This window comes from Microbacterium sp. 16-032 (assembly GCF_041079455.1).
Taxonomy (GTDB): Bacteria; Actinomycetota; Actinomycetes; order Actinomycetales; family Microbacteriaceae; genus Microbacterium; species Microbacterium testaceum_A.
The window spans coordinates 285,832-303,324 of sequence record NZ_JBFYGQ010000002.1 but is presented as its reverse complement, the minus strand read 5'-3'; the positions used below and the strand labels follow the sequence as shown (position 1 = coordinate 303,324).

The following is a 17,493-nucleotide window of genomic DNA, read 5'->3' as shown; positions in this document are numbered from 1 at the left end:
TCGGATGCCGCGCGGCCGGTGCACCCCGGAACCGCGCGGGCGCCGCGGCGCGCGGCGCCGTTGCTTCCTGCGTTGTGCACGCGCGCTGGCGGAAAGGCTGCGAAGGCTGGCCGACCGGCGACGGCGTCGAGGCGGCGACGTGCGCGAGAGTTGAAGCCTCTCGACCCCGGAGGCCCCGTGCGCATCAGCGACTTCCCCGTTCCCGACACCCTCGCCGCCCGTGGGGCCCTTGCCCTCGCCCGGCAGTACCAGTCGCCCGCGATCACCGCGCACGCGTTGCGGTCGTGGCTGTGGGCCGAGGCGTTCGCAGTGGTCGACGGCATCGGGAACATCGACCATGAGCTGCTCTACGTCGCCGCAGTGCTGCACGACATCGGCACGGTGGGGGAGTTCGACAACCACGCGCTGTCGTACGAGCACGCGGGCGGGTACGTCGGCGTCGCGCTCACCGCCGGCGCGGGGTGGGAGCAGCCCCGACGCGAGCGCGTGCTCGAGGTGATCGTGCGGCACAACTGGCCGCGCGTGGATCCGTCGATGGATGCCGAGGGGCATCTGCTCGAGATCGCGACGGGCCTCGACATCTCGGGCGCCCGCCCCGACGCGCTGCCCGAGGATTTCCGCCGCGAGGTGCTCGCCGCTCACCCACGCGGCGCCCTGGCCGCCGAGTTCGGCGCGTGCGTGCTCGACCAGGCGGCGCGCAAGCCCGACACCGCCGCCCGGCGCCTGGTGGACGGGGGAGTGGTGGCCAAGCTCGCGGCGAACCCGCTCGAACGGTTGTGACCGGCCGGATGAGGCGGGGAGTCAGACGACGAGTTCGACGCGGACGCCCGCCGCTTCGTACGTTCCTCGTGCTCGGGCGTCTCGTGTGGCGAGCGAGAGCGCATGGGTGAGAGCGGCGAGAGCGACGAGTCCGTCGTAGGTCGCCCCGCCGCTGATCCCGCGATCGGCCAGGGCGCGGTGCGCGCCCGCCGACGCGTCGGCCGGGAGTGAGAGGGGATCGCCGAAGTTGGCATCCATGACGGAGATCGCGTCGGCCGCTTCGAGTCGTGCGTCGCCCGGGAGTCGCGTCAAGACGGAATACGTCTCGATCGCCGCGTGACCGCTGAGGCGGAGCTCGCGCCCGCGCGCCCAAGCGCTCACTCGATCGTGATGCTCGTGGGAGCCGACGAGCAGCGGGACCGCAACGCTCGTGTCGACCGCGATCGGCGTGCGATCGACCGTCACCGACGCCCGCTGTCGATCAGGGTCGAGATCACCTCGTCGGTGACGGGCGTCGATCCGCGGGAGATCAATCGGCCGTCGTCGTCGCGTTCGAGACGTGCGGTACGGCCACCCGGGGTGATCTGCACTCCGCTCCCGTAGGCCGAGACGTCGACGACCGTGCCGGGGAGGAGACCGAACACGTCGCGAAGGGCCTTCGGGAGGACGATGCGCCCCCCGCTGTCGATGGTGAGCTCCATGGGAATACGATACCAGCGTCGTCCCATCCGCGGACCGGTCGCCTCAGCGCGTCGCCCGTCAACGAGGACGGCCGCAGCTGCGGCATCCGGAATCGTCCGACGAGATGCGCGGGGCGTGACATCCCGGGTATCGTAGGAGGGTTGTCGGCGCCGGTCGTGCCGACGAAAGCTGAACAACGGAGGGCCTTGTGGACATCGATCTCGCACTACTGAAGACGATCGAACGCGAGAAGGAGATCCCCTTCGATGAACTCGCGCGCATCATCGAGCAGGCGATCCTGACCGCCTACGCTAAGCACATCTCGCCGACCGGTGAAATCCCCACTGGTGCACGAGCCACCCTCGACCGCAAGACCGGTCACGTGGGCATCTTCACGCCCGTGACCGACGACGAGGGCGCGATCATCGGCGAAGAAGAGCAGGCCCCCGACGACTTCGGTCGCATCGCCGCCTTCGCCGCCAAGCAGGTCATCAGCCAGCGTCTGCGCGACATCGCCGACGATGCCGTGCTGGGCGAGTTCCGCGGCAAAGAGGGCGACATCGTCGCCGGCGTCGTGCAGCAGGGCCCCAACCCGCGCATGGTCCACGTCGATCTCGGCACGGTCGAGGCGATCCTCCCGCCCGAAGAGCAGGTGCCCGGCGAGACCTACGCCCACGGCTCGCGACTGCGGGTGTACGTCACGAGCGTCTCGAAGGGCAACAAGGGCCCGCAGATCACCGTGTCGCGCACCCACCCGGGCCTGGTCCGCAAGCTCTTCGCCCTCGAGGTGCCCGAGATCGCCGCGGGGCTCGTCGAGATCGTCTCGCTCGCCCGCGAGGCCGGCCACCGTTCGAAGATCGCGGTCAAGGCCAACGACCCGACCGTGAACGCCAAGGGCGCCTGCATCGGAGAGCTCGGCCGCCGCGTGCGCGCCGTCACCGAAGAGCTCGCCGGCGAAAAGATCGACATCATCGACTACGACGCCGAGTTGCCGCGCTTCGTCGCGAACGCCCTGTCGCCGGCGAAGGTCACCTCGTCGTTCGTCCTGGATGCCACGACCAAGGCCGTCCGCGCCCTCGTGCCCGACTACCAGCTGTCGCTCGCGATCGGCAAAGAGGGGCAGAACGCCCGTCTGGCCGCCAAGCTGACCGGTGCGAAGATCGACATCCAGCCCGACAGCATCCTCGAAGACAACTGAGCGTCCGATCGTCCCCACGATCGCGAGGTGTAGGATGGAACCCGTACGAACGTGCGTCGGATGCCGCGCACGTGCCCCCCGATCCTCGCTTCTGCGTGTGGTCGCGGACGGATCCGTCCTCGTCGCTGACGAGCGAGCGGTTCTTCCCGGTCGGGGCGCGTGGGTGCACGAGACGGACGCGTGTGTGAGCAAAGCGCTCGCACGTCGCGCCTTCGTACGAGCATTGCGTGTGTCAGGCCCGCTTGACACGCAGACCTTCGAATCACACCACCAGCGAAAAGGCTGAACGGCTATGGACACGAAGTGAACGGCTCGAAATGAGACCCGTCCGCAACTAACGGTCTGCCCTGTCCGGGGTAGGCCCTCAGACAGGAGAATTGTGGCAAAACCACGCGTGCACGAGATCGCTTCCGAGCTCGGCGTCGACAGCAAGGTCGCGCTCGCGAAGCTGAAGGAGCTCGGCGAATTCGTCAAGAGCCCCTCATCCACCATCGAACCCCCGGTGGCCCGTAAGCTCCGCGCTGCGCTGGCCTCCGAAGGCTCGTCTTCCTCTTCGGATGCCAAGCCCGCCGCTTCCGCGGCGCGCCCCGGCGCCCGTCCTGGTCCGGCTCGTCCGGCCGCGACCCCCGGCAACCGTCCGTCGGGTCCCACGCCCGGACCCGCGAAGCCCGCGGCCTCCGCCGCTCCCGTAGCGGCTCCGGCCGAGGCTGCACCCGCGGCATCCGTCCCGGCTTCCGAGGCCCCCGCGGCCGCGTCGGCGGCGAAGCCTTCGACTCCGTCGTCTCCGCCGAGCCCCGGCTCGACCCCTCCGACCCCCGGTGCCGCTGCACCCGGTGCCGGTGCCCCCAAGCCCGGCCCGAGCGCGCCCCCGCGTCCGGGTGGAGCCCGTCCGGGCAACAACCCCTTCGCGTCCTCGCAGGGCATGGGCCAGCGTCCCGCCGGTCCCCGTCCGGGCAACAACCCCTTCGCTTCGGCGCAGGGCATGGGCCAGCGCCCGACCCCCGGCAACATCCCGCGTCCGCAGGCTCCGCGCCCCGGTGCCCCGCGTCCCGGTGCCCCGCGCCCCGGTGGTGCCGGTCGTCCCGGTGGCGGCGGTCGTCCCGGCGCTCCGTTCCAGCAGCGTCCCGGCGGTCCCGGTCGTCCCGGCGGCGCCGGTGGCGGCTTCCAGCGCCCCGGTGGCGGCGCTCCGGCCGGTGGTTTCGCCGGTCGTCCCGGTGGCGGCGGTGGCCGTGGCCGTGGTCCCGGCGGTGGTACCGCGGGTGCCTTCGGTAAGGGTGGCGGCAAGTCCAAGCAGCGTAAGTCGCGTCGGGCGAAGCGGCAGGAATTCGAGATGCGGTCGGCGCCGGTCGTCGGCGGCGTCAACGTCTCGAAGGGCAACGGCGAGATCATCCGCCTGCGTCGCGGTGCCTCCATCGCCGACTTCGCGGACAAGCTCGAAGCCTTGCGCGGCTACACCGTGCAGCCCGGCACGCTCGTGACCATCCTGTTCAACCTGGGCGAGATGGCCACCGCGACCGAGTCGCTCGACGAGGCCACCTTCGAGGTGCTCGGAGCCGAGCTCGGCTACAAGATCCAGATGGTCTCGCCCGAGGACGAAGACAAGGAGCTCCTCGAGGGCTTCGGTCTCGACCTCGACGCCGAGCTCGAGGCCGAGAGCGAGGACGATCTCGAGATCCGTCCTCCCGTGGTCACCGTCATGGGCCACGTCGACCACGGTAAGACGCGACTGCTCGACGCCATCCGCCAGACCAACGTGGTCGCGGGCGAGGCCGGCGGCATCACGCAGCACATCGGTGCGTACCAGATCTGGACCGAGCACGAGGGCATCGAGCGCGCGATCACCTTCATCGACACCCCGGGTCACGAGGCGTTCACCGCCATGCGTGCCCGTGGTGCGCAGGTGACCGACATCGCGATCCTCGTGGTCGCGGCCGACGACGGCATCATGCCCCAGACGGTCGAGGCGCTGAACCACGCCCAGGCGGCGAACGTGCCGATCGTGGTCGCGGTCAACAAGGTCGACAAGCCCGACGCCAACCCGGCCAAGGTGCGCCAGCAGCTCACCGAGTACGGTCTGGTCGCCGAGGAGTACGGCGGAGACGTCATGTTCGTCGACGTCTCGGCTCGACAGAACCTCAACATCCAGGCCCTCCTGGATGCGGTCCTGCTCACCGCCGACGCCGGCCTCGACCTCACGGCCAACCCGAACAAGGCGGCCCGCGGTGTCGCGATCGAAGCAAAGCTCGACAAGGGTCGCGGTTCGGTCGCCACGGTGCTCATCCAGTCCGGAACCCTTCGCGTCGGTGACGCGATCGTCGCCGGAACGGCCTACGGCCGCGTCCGCGCGATGATGGACGAGAACGGCGAAGCGGTCGAAGAGGCCTACCCGTCGCGTCCCGTCTCGGTTCAGGGCCTCAACTCCGTGCCCCGCGCCGGCGACGTCTTCATCGTCACCGAAGAGGACCGCACCGCCCGTCAGATCGCCGAGAAGCGTGAAGCGGCCGAGCGCAACGCCCAGCTGGCCAAGGCCCGCAAGCGCATCTCGCTCGAGGACTTCACCCGCGCTCTCGAAGAGGGCAAGGTCGAGTCGCTCAACCTCATCATCAAGGGTGACGTGTCGGGTGCCGTCGAGGCACTCGAGGAGTCGCTGCTCAAGATCGAGGTCGACGACAGCGTCCAGCTGCGCATCATCCACCGCGGTGTGGGTGCGATCACCGAGTCGGACATCAACCTGGCCACGATCGACAACGCGATCGTGATCGGCTTCAACGTCCGTCCCGACACGAAGGCCCGTGAGCGCGCCGCTCGCGAGGGTGTCGACGTGCGGTTCTACTCGGTCATCTACAACGCGATCGACGACGTCGAGCAGTCGCTCAAGGGCCTGCTCAAGCCGGAGTTCGAAGAGGTGCAGTCGGGTGTCGCCGAGATCCGCGAGGTGTTCCGCTCCTCGAAGTTCGGCAACATCGCCGGTGTCATCGTGCGATCGGGAACGATCACGCGAAACGCCAAGGCTCGCGTCATCCGCGACGGTGTCGTGCTGGCCGACGGCCTGGCCATCGAGTCGCTGCGTCGCTTCAAGGACGACGTCACCGAGGTTCGGACGGACTTCGAGGCCGGTATCGGTCTCGGCAAGTTCAACGACATCCAGGTCGGCGACGAGATCGAAACGACGGAACTCGTCGAGAAGCCGCGAGGCTGATCGTCGTGCGGGGGTCGCGCCTTCGGGTGCGGCCCCCGCTGCGGCCTGCGGGGTGTGTGCCTTCCCGAGCAGAGCGGGGCCCCTACCCCGATGCTCGGGAAGACACACACCCCTCCGGCCTCCGCTGGGTACGCTCCTTCGTCAGGACCGCCACTCGGCAATGAGCCACGGGGGAACTCGACTCGCGGCGGTATGAAAGAACGAGAAGGAGAAGGTAGTGGCAGGGGAACGACAGGCCCGAGTGGCGGACCGGATTCGCGTGGTGCTCGCCGAGCGTCTCGAGAAGGGGCTGCGCGACCCGCGGCTCGGATTCGTCACCATCACCGACGTGCGGGTCACGGGTGACCTCCAGCACGCGTCGGTGTTCTACACCGTCATGGGCGACGAGGCGCACCGCGCCGACACCGCCGCCGCGCTGAAGTCGGCGACCGGCATGCTGCGCAGCGAGGTCGGCAAGAACCTCAACACGCGCCTGACGCCGTCGCTCGAGTTCATCCTCGACGGAATCCCCGAGAACGCCGACCACATCTCAGCCCTCCTGCGCGAAGCGCGCGAGCGCGACGAGTCCGTCGCCGGTCTCGCCGCCTCGGCCGCGTACGCCGGCGACGCCGACCCGTACGTCAAGCCGCGCGACGAAGACGATGAGGACGACGTCGACGACGATGAGGATGACGACGACCTCGACGAGGAAGACGCCCCGCGCGCCTGACCCTCGACACGACACGGCCGGACCCCGCCACATCGGCGGAGTCCGGCCGTTCGTCTTGCCATGGCATCCGGACCGCGATCCTCGGGACGAGAAGAGCGACGTGCCGGTTCGAGGGCGGGATCAGGGCGGCGGGCGTCGGACCGGACTCGGTTTCAGGATGCCGGGTGGCCCGGCAGGCGCAGATGCTCATCGGCCGCTTCCACGAGGCCGTCGGCGATGAGGGAGTCGATGGCGCGGTCGCGCTGCGCGGCATCCGGCCATTGGGGGATCACGGCGAACGCCGGTACGGCCGCGGGCGCAGCCTCGCGCAGGGTCTTCAGCACCGCCCCGCGGGTCTGGCGATCGCTGCCCTCGTACGTGGCCTGTTTTCGTCGGCGGTCTTCGGATGCCGGGTACCCGGCCGCCCGCCACGCGCACTGCGTCGCGAGGGGGCACGCCTCGCACCTCGGCGCGCGGGCGGTGCAGACGATCGCGCCGAGTTCCATCGCGGCGGCGTTGACGATCGCGGACTCGGCGACGTCGGCGGGGAGCTCGGCCTCCATCGCCTCGAGGTCGCGGCTGTGCGGCGGACCCGGCTGCGCGCGACCCTCGATGGCGCGGGCGAGCACGCGTCGGGTGTTCGTGTCGACGACCGGATGCCGATCGCCGTACGCGAAGACCGCGACAGCCCGCGCGGTGTAGTCGCCGATCCCGGTGAGGGCCAGCAACGCCTCCACGTCGCGGGGAACGACCCCGTCGTGACGATCGCGGATCTCGACGGCGGCGCGGTGCAACCACAGCGCGCGGCGCGGATAGCCGAGGTTCGCCCACTGCGTGACGGCGTCGCCCGGGGGAGAGGCGGCGAGGTCGGCGGGCGTCGGCCAGCGCGTCAGCCACGCCTCGAGGTGCGGGACGACGCGGTTCACCGGCGTCTGCTGCAGCATGAACTCGCTGACGAGCGTGCCCCACGCCCCGAACCCCTCGCGGCGCCAGGGGAGGTCGCGGGCCGCGTCGCGGTACCACGCGATGAGCGGGGCGGCGAGTCCTGGCATCCGTCCAGCCTACGGTCGTCAGCGGGGCCGAACTTCACGCGTGAACGCTGTTCGCGCGCGTGAACGCGGGCTGCTCGCGTTTCTGCGCGCCATCGCGTTCGCGCATGCCGCGGGGCGCTGCGGCGGGGCCCTCGCGGGGTGGCGGGAGCGGTCCGGTGTCGGCGGTCGAAAGTAGGCTGGAGGCATGTCGAGTGAGAACCCCGTCGAGACCCTGCAGCGGAGCCTGCGCGACCTGATGCGGCAGAACGCCCGCGCGGGGCGCGTGGTGGTCGCGATCGATGCGCTCGACGCCGAGGCCGCCTCGACCTTCGCCGACGCGTTCGCCGCGGCGATCGAGGCCGAGGGAACCGCGGTGTTCCGCGAGAACCTCGCCGACCACGCCGACGACGTGCGCGAGCGCCTCGTCGCGCCGTTCCGTTCGGGTGAGCCCTTCGGTGACTCGCCGGCCGCGCCGGCCGATGCGGTGCTCGTCGTATCGGGCCGCTTCCTGCACGCCGCCGAGCTGCGCACGCTCTACAACTTCTCCGTCTGGCTCGAGAGCAACCCGCCCATCGGCGCTACGCGCCCGGAGCTTCCGGAGGCCGAGAAGCACTACCTCAGCGAGTCGCGGCCCCGCGTGGCGGCATCCGTCATCGTCGAGAACTCCGACCCCTCGCACCCGGTGCAGGTGTTCGGAGATTTCTGCTGATGGTGCGTCCCGGAATCCTCCTGGTCGACAAGCCCGGAGGCATCACCAGCCATGACGTCGTGTCGCGGGCGCGGCGCGCGCTCGGCACCCGCAAGATCGGGCACGCCGGCACGCTCGACCCGATGGCCACGGGCCTGCTTGTGCTCGGCGTCGAGGGCGCGACCCGCCTGCTGACCTACATCGTCGGCGCTGACAAGACCTACGAGGCCACCGTCCTGCTCGGAGTCGCCACCGACAGCGACGACGCCGACGGTGTCGAAACGGCCAGGGCGGATGCCGCTGCCGTCGCCGCCGTGACCGATGAGGCCATCGCGGCGGGGATCGCCGACCTCACCGGCGACATCCAGCAGGTGCCCAGCACCGTCTCGGCCATCAAGGTCGCGGGCCGTCGCGCCTACGACCTCGCGCGCGCCGGCGAAGAGGTCGAGCTGAAGGCGCGGAGCGTCACGGTCTCGCGGTTCGAGGTGCGCGAGACGCGCCGCGGCGAGGGCACGATCGAGCTCGATGTGGTCGTGGACTGCACGAGCGGCACGTACATCCGCGCTCTCGCTCGCGACCTCGGGCGCGCGGTCGGCGTCGGAGGGCACCTCACGGCTCTCCGTCGCACGCGCATCGGGGCGTTCGACGTCGTCGCCGCCGCATCCGTCGACGACATCGCCGAAGACGCCCTCGTCGCGCCCGCGACCGCGGCCGCCGTCGTGATGGGCGTCCTCGCCGTGGGCGACGACGAGGCACGAGATCTGCGGCACGGCAAGCGCATCGACGGGGGAGGCCGCCTGACCGGCGCGGTCGCGGCCGCGATCGACCCCGAGGGGCGTCTGATCGGCGTCGTCGAGAAACGCGGCACGCAGGTGAAGAGCGTCATGAACATGCCCGAGGAGGCCGCCCGATGATCCTGTGGTTGACGCTCGCCCAGGTGGGCATCGCCGTGCTCGCGGGTCTCGTCGCCATCACCGCGGGGCTCATCGGACGCCGGCCGGGAGACGTGACGGTCGGCTCGCTCGCCCTCATCGAGCTGCTGCTGATCGTGCAGATCGTCGTCGCGATCATCTCGCCGTTCGCGGGTAACCCACCCTCGGGCAGCCTGCTCGAGTTCTGGACCTACCTCGTGTCGGCCGCCCTGGTCCCGGTCGCCGGAGCCGCGTGGGCGCTGATCGAACGCAGCCGCTGGAGCACCGTCATCATGGGCGTCGCGGCCCTCGCCGTCGCGGTCATGGTGTGGCGCATGCACATCATCTGGACCGTGCAGCTGGCGTGAGGGCGCACCGCCGCTCGGCCACGGCGCGGGCGAACTAGAATCGACAGGTCATGGCATCCACCACTCCCACCCGCTCCCGGGGGATGACCGGCATCGGCCGTGTCCTCGTCGTCGTCTACGGCATCATGGCGCTCGCCGCCACGGGCCGCTCGTTCGTGCAGATCGTGCGCGAGTTCGACGACGCCCCTCTCGCGTACGCGCTGTCGGCTCTCGCCGCCGTCGTGTACATCCTCGCGACCCTCGCGCTCGTCTTCTCGGCACGGCCCGCGTGGTACCGCGTCGCCTGGATCGCGATCGGCTTCGAGCTGGTGGGCGTGCTCGTCGTGGGCACCCTGAGCCTCGTTCTTCCCGCGCTGTTCCAGCACCCCACCGTGTGGTCGGTCTACGGCTACGGGTACCTGTTCATCCCGCTGGTGCTGCCCTTCCTCGGGCTCTGGTGGCTCACGCGCCATCGCCGGGCGACGCGATGATCGTCTTCCGCGATCCCTCCGAGGTCCCGGCGGACTTCGGGCCCTCGGTGGTGGCGATCGGAAAGTTCGACGGCGTGCACGCCGGCCACCGCGCCGTGATCGATCGTGCACGCATCGACGCGTCCGACGGCGCACGCGTCGTCGCGGTGACGTTCGACCGCAACCCGCTCAGCATCCTCCGCCCCGAGAAGTGCCCCCCCGACGTGATCGGGCCGCACCAGAAGCTCGAGTTGCTCGAGCGCGCCGGCGTCGACGCGACGCTGCTGCTGACCTTCGACGAGGAGCTCGCGGCGATCCCGGCCGACGAGTTCGTGCTCGCCGTGCTCGTGGAGGCGCTGCAGGCGCGCACGGTGCTCGTGGGCCGTGACTTCCGCTTCGGCGCCGGGGGAGCGGGCGGACCCGACCTCTTGGTCCGCATGGGAGCCGAGCACGGGTTCCGCGTCGATGTGGTCGACGACGTGCGGGCCGTCCACGCCGACCGGCGCGTGTCATCCACGTGGATCCGCGAGGCCCTCTCGGTGGGCGATGTCGCGACGGCCACGCGCCTTCTGGGCCGCGCTCCCTCGGTGTGGGGCGAGGTCGTGCACGGGCTCAAGCGGGGGCGCGAGCTCGGCTACCCGACCGCGAACCTCTCGCCCGACCTCGAGGGCTTCGTCCCCGCCGACGGCGTGTACGCGGGCTGGCTCGTCGACGTCGACGGGGCTCGGCGCATCAGCTACCCGGCCGCGATCAGCGTCGGCACCAATCCCACGTTCGACGACGTGCACGCGCGGCAGGTCGAGGCGTACGTGATCGACGAGACCGGGCTGGACCTGTACGGCCACCACGTCGAGGTTCGTTTCGTGGAGCGGGTGCGCGAGATGACGGCGTTCGACGGCATCGACGCGTTGCTCGTGCAGATGGCGGACGACGTGGAGCGGGCGCGGGCGATCCTGCGGTGAGGTGCGGGCCGGGGCCGGGCTGGGTGGATTCGGGGCGCGTTGTGCGGCTCCGGGGCGGTGGACGTGGCCGCGGGGCGGTGGACGTGACCCCGGGGCCACCTGCGAACGACGGTTGCGGGGTGTTTCCGCACCGCGCCCGAGCGGCCCCGGAACACCCCGCCGCGCCCGCGTCAGTCCGGCCGCGACAGGTGATTCCGGATGCCGAGGAACGACGCCGCGGCCCCGAGCAGCATCAGCGCGGCGGTGAAGACGGCCGCGCGGTGGAAGCCGCCGAGGTCGAGCGAGCCGCCCACGACCGCTGAGACGGCCGCGATCGCCAGGAGCCCCGCGACGCGAGAGACGGCGTTGTTGACGGCCGAGGCGATGCCGGAGCGCTCGGTGTCGATGGCGCCGAGCACGGCCGCGGTGAGCGGTGAGACGGTGGCGGTGAGCCCCAGGCCCCACACGACGACGCCGGGCAGGATCTGCGTCCAGTAGTCGAAGTCTCCGCTGACGTTCAACAGCAGCAGCGCCCCGGCCGCCATCACGATCGGCCCGAGCGTCATGAACAGGCGCGGGCCGAAGCGCCCCGCGAGGGCGCCCATCCGCGAGCTCAGCAGGATCATCAGCACCGTGCTCGGCAGCGACGCAAGCCCGGCGAGGGTGGCGGGCAGCCCCGCGCCCTGCTGCAGGTACACGCTCACCACGAAGCCGTTGAGCGACAGCGCGGCGTAGACGAAGACGGTCGCGAGATTGCCCGCCCAGAAGTTGCGCGAGCGGAAGAGATCGAGCGGCATCAGCGGGTCGCGCCCCGTGCGCTGACGCAGGAGGAACCCCGCGAACGACAGGATGCCGACGACCCCGGGGAGCCAGATGACGGGGGACGTCCAGCCGAGGTTCGGCTGCTCGATGAGGGCGAAGACGATGCCGCCGAGGCCGAGAGCGCACAGGACCGCGCCGAGGACGTCGACGCGGGCCCCGGGCCGACGATGATCGCGGTGACCGAGACGGGCGAGCAACCACATGGTCACCGCGATGGGCAGCACGTTCACCAGGAACACCAGGCGCCACGACAGCGTGTCGACGAAGATGCCGCCGATGAGGGGCCCGGCGATCATGGCGACGGTCGTCGCTCCGGTCCAGATGCCGATCGCGCGGGCCTGCGCGGGCCCGCGGAACGTCGAGGTGATCAGGGCCAGCGAGCTCGGGACGAGGAGGGCGCCGGCGATGCCCTGCAACGCGCGGGCGACGATGAGGAACTCGGCGGTGGGGGCGGCGGCGATCGCCACCGACGTGAGCCCGAAACCGATCAGGCCGATCCGCAGCACCACGATGCGTCCGAGGACGTCGCTCAGTGATCCCGCGACCAGGATGAAGGCGCCGAGGGTCACCAGGTAGGCGTCGACGACCCATTGCTGCGTCGACAGTCCGCCACCGAGTTCGCCCGCGATCGCGGGGAGGGCGACGTTGACCACCGTCCCGTCGAGGAACGACACGAACGAGGCCAGGACGGCGATCGACAGGACGACCCGCTGCTCGCGTGTCATCGTCTCGGCCATGGCCCCAGCGTACGGTTCCCGCTGATCACGCGCGCGGGGTGGACAGCATCTCCGCCGGTGTCGGGGGACACGCCCGCGGAATACCCCCAGGGGGTATCGTGTTCTGGAAGGAGTGACCGGAGGAGAAGCCATGCGCGACAACACCGATTCCCCGACGTCGACCGCCGAAGCCGTGCTCGACATCGAGGGCATGACCTGCGCCAGCTGCGTCGCCCGGGTCGAGAAGCGGCTCGGCCGCGTCGACGGGGTCGAGGCCGCGGTCAACCTCGCGACCGAGACCGCGCGGGTCCGGTACCCGGCCGACCTCGACCCCGCGACTCTCGTCGCCGCCGTGCGCTCCGCCGGCTACGACGCCACCGTGCGTCCGCGCTCCTCGTCTCGCGACACGACCGCAGGGGCCGCGGCATCCCTCCTGCTTTCGCTTCCGACGGAGGAGCGACCGGATGCCGGCACCCCCGCGCCGCATCCCGTCGCGGTTCCCGCTCCCGGCGGCGCCATCGACGCCACCACCGGCCACGCCCTCGACGGGGCCTCCGACCACGAGGTCTCCGACCACGGGGGCCACGTCCACGACACCGCCGACGCCCCGGGCTCCACCCCGCTGCGCGTGCGGCTGTGGGTGTCGCTCGCGTTGGCCGCCCCCGTCGTGGCCCTCGGCATGATCCCGGCGTGGCAGTTCCCCGGCTGGCAGTGGGTCTCGCTCGTGCTCGCGACGCCGATCGTGCTCTGGGGCGGATGGCCGTTCCACCGCGCGACGCTGCGCAATGCCCGCCACGGCGCGGCGACCATGGACACCCTGATCACCCTGGGCACCTTCGCCGCCTATCTGTGGAGCGTGTGGGCCCTCGTGTTCGGGACGGCCGGGCGGATCGGCATCCGGCACGAGGTCGCCCTGTTCGGCCCCGTGCACGACGCGAGCTCCGTCGTCTACTTCGAGGTCGCGGCGGCGGTGACGGTGTTCCTGCTGCTCGGCCGCGTGATCGAGCAGCGTTCCACTCGCCGCGCGGGAGCAGCCCTGCGTTCCCTGCTCGACCTCGGCGCCCGCGAGGCCGAGCTCGCGGACGGGAGCCGCATCGACGTCGATCGCCTCGCCGTGGGCGACGTGTTCGTCGTCCGGCCGGGAGCGACCGTCGCCACCGACGGCGAGGTCCTCGAGGGCACAGCCTCGGTGGATGAGAGCATGCTCACCGGCGAGGCGGTTCCGGTCGACGTCGGTCCCGGATCGATCCTCACCGGCGGCACGATCGCCACGGGTGGGCGCCTGCTGGTGCGCGCGACCGGCGTGGGCGAGCAGACCCGCCTGGCCCGCATCGCGCGCCTGGTCGAAGACGCGCAGCTCGGCAAGAGCCGCGTCCAGCGTCTCGCCGATCGCATCTCGGGCGTCTTCGTCCCGGTCGTGATCGTCCTGGCCGTCGCGACCCTCGTCGCCTGGCTGCTGGCGGGGCAACCCGTGGCCGCCGGCTTCACTGCGGCCGTCGCGGTGCTCATCATCGCGTGCCCCTGCGCGCTCGGCCTCGCCACCCCCATCGCGATCCTCGTCGGCACCGGCCGCGGAGCGCAGCTCGGGATCCTCGTGACGGGACCCGCGGCCCTGGAGTCGGCCGAGCGCATTGACACGATCGTGCTCGACAAGACCGGGACCCTCACCTCGGGCCGGATGAGCGTCACGCAGGTCACGACCGTCGATGCCCAGGATGCCGCTGACGCCCTCGAGCGCGTCGCCGCCGTCGAGCGCGGCTCCGAGCACCCCGTCGCCCACGCCATCGTCGCCGCCGCGGGGGACGGGCCCGTCGCCACCGCCCTCGAGGCCCTGCCCGGCCGCGGCTTCACGGGGACCGTCGACGGCGTTCGCGTGTTCGCGGGGCGTCCGGCCCTGGCCGCCGATTTCGGCGCCGAACTGCCGGTCGCTCTGGCGGACGCCGTGGCGGCGGGGGAGCAGCGCGGCACCGTCGTCGTGGCCGGGTGGGCCGACACCGACGGCGCCCTGCGTGCACGGATCGTGATCGAGGTGGCCGACACCGTCCGGGCCGAGAGCGCGGAGACCGTCGCCGAGCTGAAGGCGATGGGTCTCGAGCCGATCCTGCTCACCGGCGACAACGAGCACGTCGCTCGGGCGGTCGCCGCCGACCTCGGAATCGACCGCGTGCGAGCCGGCGTCCTCCCCGAGGGCAAGGTCGAGACGATCCGGGCGCTCCGCGCCGAGGGGCGCACCGTCGCGATGGTCGGCGACGGGGTCAACGACGCCGCCGCTCTGGCATCCGCTGATCTGGGCATCGCGATGGGCGGAGGGACCGATGCCGCGCTGCACGCGAGCGACGTGGCGCTCATGCGCGACGACCCGCGGGGCATCGTCACCGCCCTGGCGCTCAGCCGGCGCACGATGCGCGTCATCCGCGGCAACCTGTTCTGGGCCTTCGCGTACAACGTCGCCGCCCTGCCGCTGGCGGCGCTGGGACTTCTGAACCCGATGCTGGCGGGGGCCGCGATGGCGTTCTCGAGCGTCTTCGTCGTCCTCAACAGCCTGCGCCTGCGACGCGCGGTCTGACCCCCACGCGGGAGGGCCGCGGAGCGTCGTTTCGCGGCCCGCGCGGCGAGAAATTCCGACCCCTCACGCGGAATGCGGCTCGCGGACGCTAGAATGGTGACGATCCCGACTTCCGCTGTCATCGCGAGCCGTTCCGGCGTAGACGCGTTGCGGGTCGCCGACACCGCTTCTTCGGCGGCGGTTCGAGCGACGAACTCCCGGGGTCACTGATCCACCGGCATTCGCCGGACGCTCCGGATTGTCATCCGGACGACACGCTCAGGAGGAGCATGCCGACTACGGCAACCGCGTCCCGAGGCTCGAGCCAACGACGCAGGAAGACCACGTCATCCCGACGAGACGACGAAGCACCCGTCATCCCGATTCTCGCCCGCAAGGTGCGCGAGATCGAGGCGAAGGCGCAGCGCGGAAAGCTCGGGCCCACCAATCGCGTCAAGTTCCAGGTGATCGCGTTCCTCGTGCGCGAGGAGCGCGCCCGGGTCAAGGCCGACACCGAGATCACCGACGCCGCGCGCGCCGAGCTGCTCAAGCGCCTCGACGGGGTCGCCACGATCCTCGCCAAGACCGCCGCGCGCGACACCTCGCTCATCCAGCTGCTCGAGGTCGACCAGGCCACATCTCCTGTCGCCCGCCGCATGCGCCGCGACTGGCTGCTGGAGTCCGGGGCCGAGCTCCCGCCCGACGAGCTCATCATCACCGACAACACGCCCAAGATCGCCCCCGTGGTGCCGGCGGCGCTGGCCGAGAAGCAGGTCGTCCCCGCCTCGATCGAGGCGCGCCAGATGTCCAACCCCTTCCTCGCCCCCGATCTCACGCCGCGCGCGAGCGGAGACGCCCCGCGTCGCCGCCTCGACGGCTGGGAACTCATGGGCCCGCTGTACAAGGCGTTCGAGACCGGCGCCGGAGGATCGGCGGCCAGCATGGAGCTGCCGCCCGTCCCCGAGTTCGACCGGCTCTCGCCGCGCGGGCTCGAGGTCATGCCGCACCAGTCGCGCTTCCTCGAGGCCGTGCGCACCGGTCACCGCTCGTTCCTCCTCGCCGACGAGCCGGGCCTGGGCAAGACCGCCGAGTCGGTGCTCGCGGCATCCGTCGCCGACGCGTATCCGCTGCTGGTCGTCGTGCCGAACGTCGTCAAGATGAACTGGGCCCGCGAGGTGCAGCGGTGGACGCCGCAGCGCCGCGCGACCGTCATCTCGGGCGGTGGCGCCGACATCGACGCCTTCGCCGACGTCTTCATCGTCAACTACGAGATCCTCGACCGGCACCTGTCATGGCTGTCGTCGATCGGCCTCAAGGGCGTCGTGGTCGACGAGGCGCACTTCATCAAGAACCTCACGTCGCAGCGCTCGCAGAACGTGCTGGCCCTGGCATCCCGCGTCCGTCAGCAGACCCGCGACCCGCTCATGCTGGCGCTCACGGGCACCCCGCTGATCAACGACGTCGAGGACTTCGACGCGATCTGGCGCTTCCTCGGCTGGACCAACGGCGAGAAGCCCGGTCCCGAGCTGATGGAGAAGCTGGATGCCACCGGCCTGACCCCCGCGGACAAGGCGTTCTACCCCGAGGCGCGCGAGGCCGTCATCTCGATGGGCATCGTCCGACGCAAGAAGAAGGACGTCGCCGCCGACCTCCCCGACAAGCTCGTCGCCGACCTCCCGGTCGAATTGGACGACGAGTTCGGGCGATCCATCCGTCAGGCCGAACGCGAGCTCGGCGCCCGCCTCGCGGCGAAATACCACCGGATCATCGAGGCGCGCGGGGACCGCGGTCTCGCCGCCGGAGAGATCGACGAGGACATCGTTCGCCTCGTCGCCCACGGCGAGCTCGAGGAGTCCAAGGCCGCGGGCTCGGGGAACGAGAACGTCTTCACGATGGTCCGCCGCATCGGCCAGGCCAAGGCGCACCTCGCCGCCGACTACGCCGTGCAGCTGCAGCGCTCGGTCGGCAAGGTCGTGTTCTTCGCCAAGCACATCGACGTCATGGATGCGGCGGAAGCCCACTTCAAGGCATCCGGGCTCAAGTCGGTGTCGGTCCGCGGTGAGCAGACCTCCACCGCGCGCCAGGCCGCGATCGACGCGTTCAACAGCGACCCCGACGTGGGAATCGCGGTGTGTTCGCTCACCGCCGCCGGCGTCGGCCTCAACATGCAGGCCGCCTCGAATGTCGTGCTCGCCGAGCTGTCGTGGACCGCCGCGGAGCAGACCCAGGCCATCGACCGCGTGCACCGCATCGGTCAGGGCGAACCCGTGACCGCGTGGCGTATCATCGCCGCGCATACGATCGACACGAAGATCGCGGAGCTCATCGACTCGAAGGAAGGGCTCGCCGCTCGCGCCCTCGACGGCCAGGCCATCGAGCCCGGCTCCAGCGACTCGGTGCAGCTGTCGGCGCTCATGCACCTGCTGCGTCAGGCGCTCGGCAAGGCCTGATCCTCGCCGAACGAACGCCCCGGTCGCTTCGGCGCCGGGGCGTTCCT

16 protein-coding genes are annotated in these 17,493 nt (G+C 71.1%); 12 read left to right on the top strand and 4 right to left on the bottom strand.

Annotation, left to right across the window (positions count from 1 at the left end; translation table 11 throughout):
• Positions 1–177 precede the first annotated feature (177 nt).
• Positions 178–780 (top strand): HD domain-containing protein, encoded by a 603-nt coding sequence (locus tag AB6V31_RS05095; protein WP_074694210.1) that lies wholly within the window; start codon positions 178–180, stop codon positions 778–780.
• Between the two features lie 21 nt (positions 781–801).
• Here the strand turns inward: AB6V31_RS05095 and AB6V31_RS05090 are convergent, their stop codons facing one another.
• Positions 802–1,224, bottom strand: a complete 423-nt coding sequence (locus tag AB6V31_RS05090; protein ID WP_056227228.1) for a type II toxin-antitoxin system VapC family toxin — start codon at positions 1,222–1,224, stop codon at positions 802–804.
• Positions 1,221–1,460: an AbrB/MazE/SpoVT family DNA-binding domain-containing protein gene (locus AB6V31_RS05085; RefSeq protein ID WP_056227230.1), complete on the bottom strand. Its 240-nt coding sequence runs from the start codon at positions 1,458–1,460 to the stop codon at positions 1,221–1,223. Before AB6V31_RS05085 ends, AB6V31_RS05090 begins: the two co-directional genes overlap by 4 nt.
• A gap of 188 nt (positions 1,461–1,648) precedes the next feature.
• Here AB6V31_RS05085 and nusA point away from each other — a divergent pair, with 188 nt between their 5' ends.
• From nusA to rbfA, 4 genes are all read left to right on the top strand, one after another.
• Entirely contained in the window at positions 1,649–2,638 is a 990-nt protein-coding gene (gene nusA / locus AB6V31_RS05080) for a transcription termination factor NusA (RefSeq protein WP_074694211.1), read from the top strand.
• A 34-nt stretch (positions 2,639–2,672) separates the two neighbouring features.
• On the top strand, positions 2,673–2,924 hold the full coding sequence (locus AB6V31_RS05075; protein WP_074694212.1) for a YlxR family protein: 252 nt from the start codon (positions 2,673–2,675) through the stop codon (positions 2,922–2,924).
• A 93-nt stretch (positions 2,925–3,017) separates the two neighbouring features.
• Positions 3,018–5,837: a translation initiation factor IF-2 gene (infB, locus tag AB6V31_RS05070; protein ID WP_369364452.1), complete on the top strand. Its 2,820-nt coding sequence runs from the start codon at positions 3,018–3,020 to the stop codon at positions 5,835–5,837.
• A 217-nt stretch (positions 5,838–6,054) separates the two neighbouring features.
• Complete coding sequence (rbfA, locus tag AB6V31_RS05065) at positions 6,055–6,546, top strand: 30S ribosome-binding factor RbfA (RefSeq protein WP_056227240.1); 492 nt, start codon at positions 6,055–6,057, stop codon at positions 6,544–6,546.
• A gap of 152 nt (positions 6,547–6,698) precedes the next feature.
• Here the strand turns inward: rbfA and AB6V31_RS05060 are convergent, their stop codons facing one another.
• Positions 6,699–7,577, bottom strand: a complete 879-nt coding sequence (locus AB6V31_RS05060) for an A/G-specific adenine glycosylase (protein ID WP_369364450.1) — start codon at positions 7,575–7,577, stop codon at positions 6,699–6,701.
• A 184-nt stretch (positions 7,578–7,761) separates the two neighbouring features.
• On the opposite strand from AB6V31_RS05060, the gene AB6V31_RS05055 reads away from it, so the two are divergent.
• From AB6V31_RS05055 to AB6V31_RS05035, 5 genes are read left to right on the top strand one after another with little or no spacing between them, the layout of a single operon-like run.
• Positions 7,762–8,265: a hypothetical protein gene (locus tag AB6V31_RS05055; protein ID WP_056227246.1), complete on the top strand. Its 504-nt coding sequence runs from the start codon at positions 7,762–7,764 to the stop codon at positions 8,263–8,265.
• Positions 8,265–9,158 carry a tRNA pseudouridine(55) synthase TruB gene (gene truB / locus AB6V31_RS05050; RefSeq protein WP_074694215.1) on the top strand — a complete coding sequence of 298 codons (894 nt, stop codon included), beginning with the start codon at positions 8,265–8,267 and terminating at the stop codon, positions 9,156–9,158. The genes AB6V31_RS05055 and truB overlap by 1 nt, the downstream gene beginning before the upstream one ends.
• Complete coding sequence (locus AB6V31_RS05045) at positions 9,155–9,523, top strand: hypothetical protein (RefSeq protein ID WP_369364447.1); 369 nt, start codon at positions 9,155–9,157, stop codon at positions 9,521–9,523. The genes truB and AB6V31_RS05045 overlap by 4 nt, the downstream gene beginning before the upstream one ends.
• 50 nt (positions 9,524–9,573) lie before the next feature.
• Positions 9,574–9,993 carry a hypothetical protein gene (locus AB6V31_RS05040; protein WP_074694216.1) on the top strand — a complete coding sequence of 140 codons (420 nt, stop codon included), beginning with the start codon at positions 9,574–9,576 and terminating at the stop codon, positions 9,991–9,993.
• Positions 9,990–10,934: a bifunctional riboflavin kinase/FAD synthetase gene (locus tag AB6V31_RS05035; protein ID WP_369364445.1), complete on the top strand. Its 945-nt coding sequence runs from the start codon at positions 9,990–9,992 to the stop codon at positions 10,932–10,934. The genes AB6V31_RS05040 and AB6V31_RS05035 overlap by 4 nt, the downstream gene beginning before the upstream one ends.
• Positions 10,935–11,104: 170 nt before the next feature.
• Here AB6V31_RS05035 and AB6V31_RS05030 read toward each other — a convergent pair whose 3' ends face one another.
• A complete protein-coding gene (locus tag AB6V31_RS05030) occupies positions 11,105–12,472 on the bottom strand; it encodes an MFS transporter (RefSeq protein WP_369364443.1) in 1,368 nt (455 codons plus the stop codon).
• 130 nt (positions 12,473–12,602) lie between these two features.
• Between AB6V31_RS05030 and AB6V31_RS05025 the strand changes: the two genes are divergently transcribed.
• Both AB6V31_RS05025 and AB6V31_RS05020 read left to right on the top strand, forming a co-directional pair.
• Complete coding sequence (locus AB6V31_RS05025) at positions 12,603–15,017, top strand: heavy metal translocating P-type ATPase (RefSeq protein WP_369364441.1); 2,415 nt, start codon at positions 12,603–12,605, stop codon at positions 15,015–15,017.
• Positions 15,018–15,286: 269 nt separating this feature from the next.
• Entirely contained in the window at positions 15,287–17,446 is a 2,160-nt protein-coding gene (locus tag AB6V31_RS05020) for a DEAD/DEAH box helicase (protein ID WP_056227269.1), read from the top strand.
• Positions 17,447–17,493 lie beyond the last annotated feature (47 nt).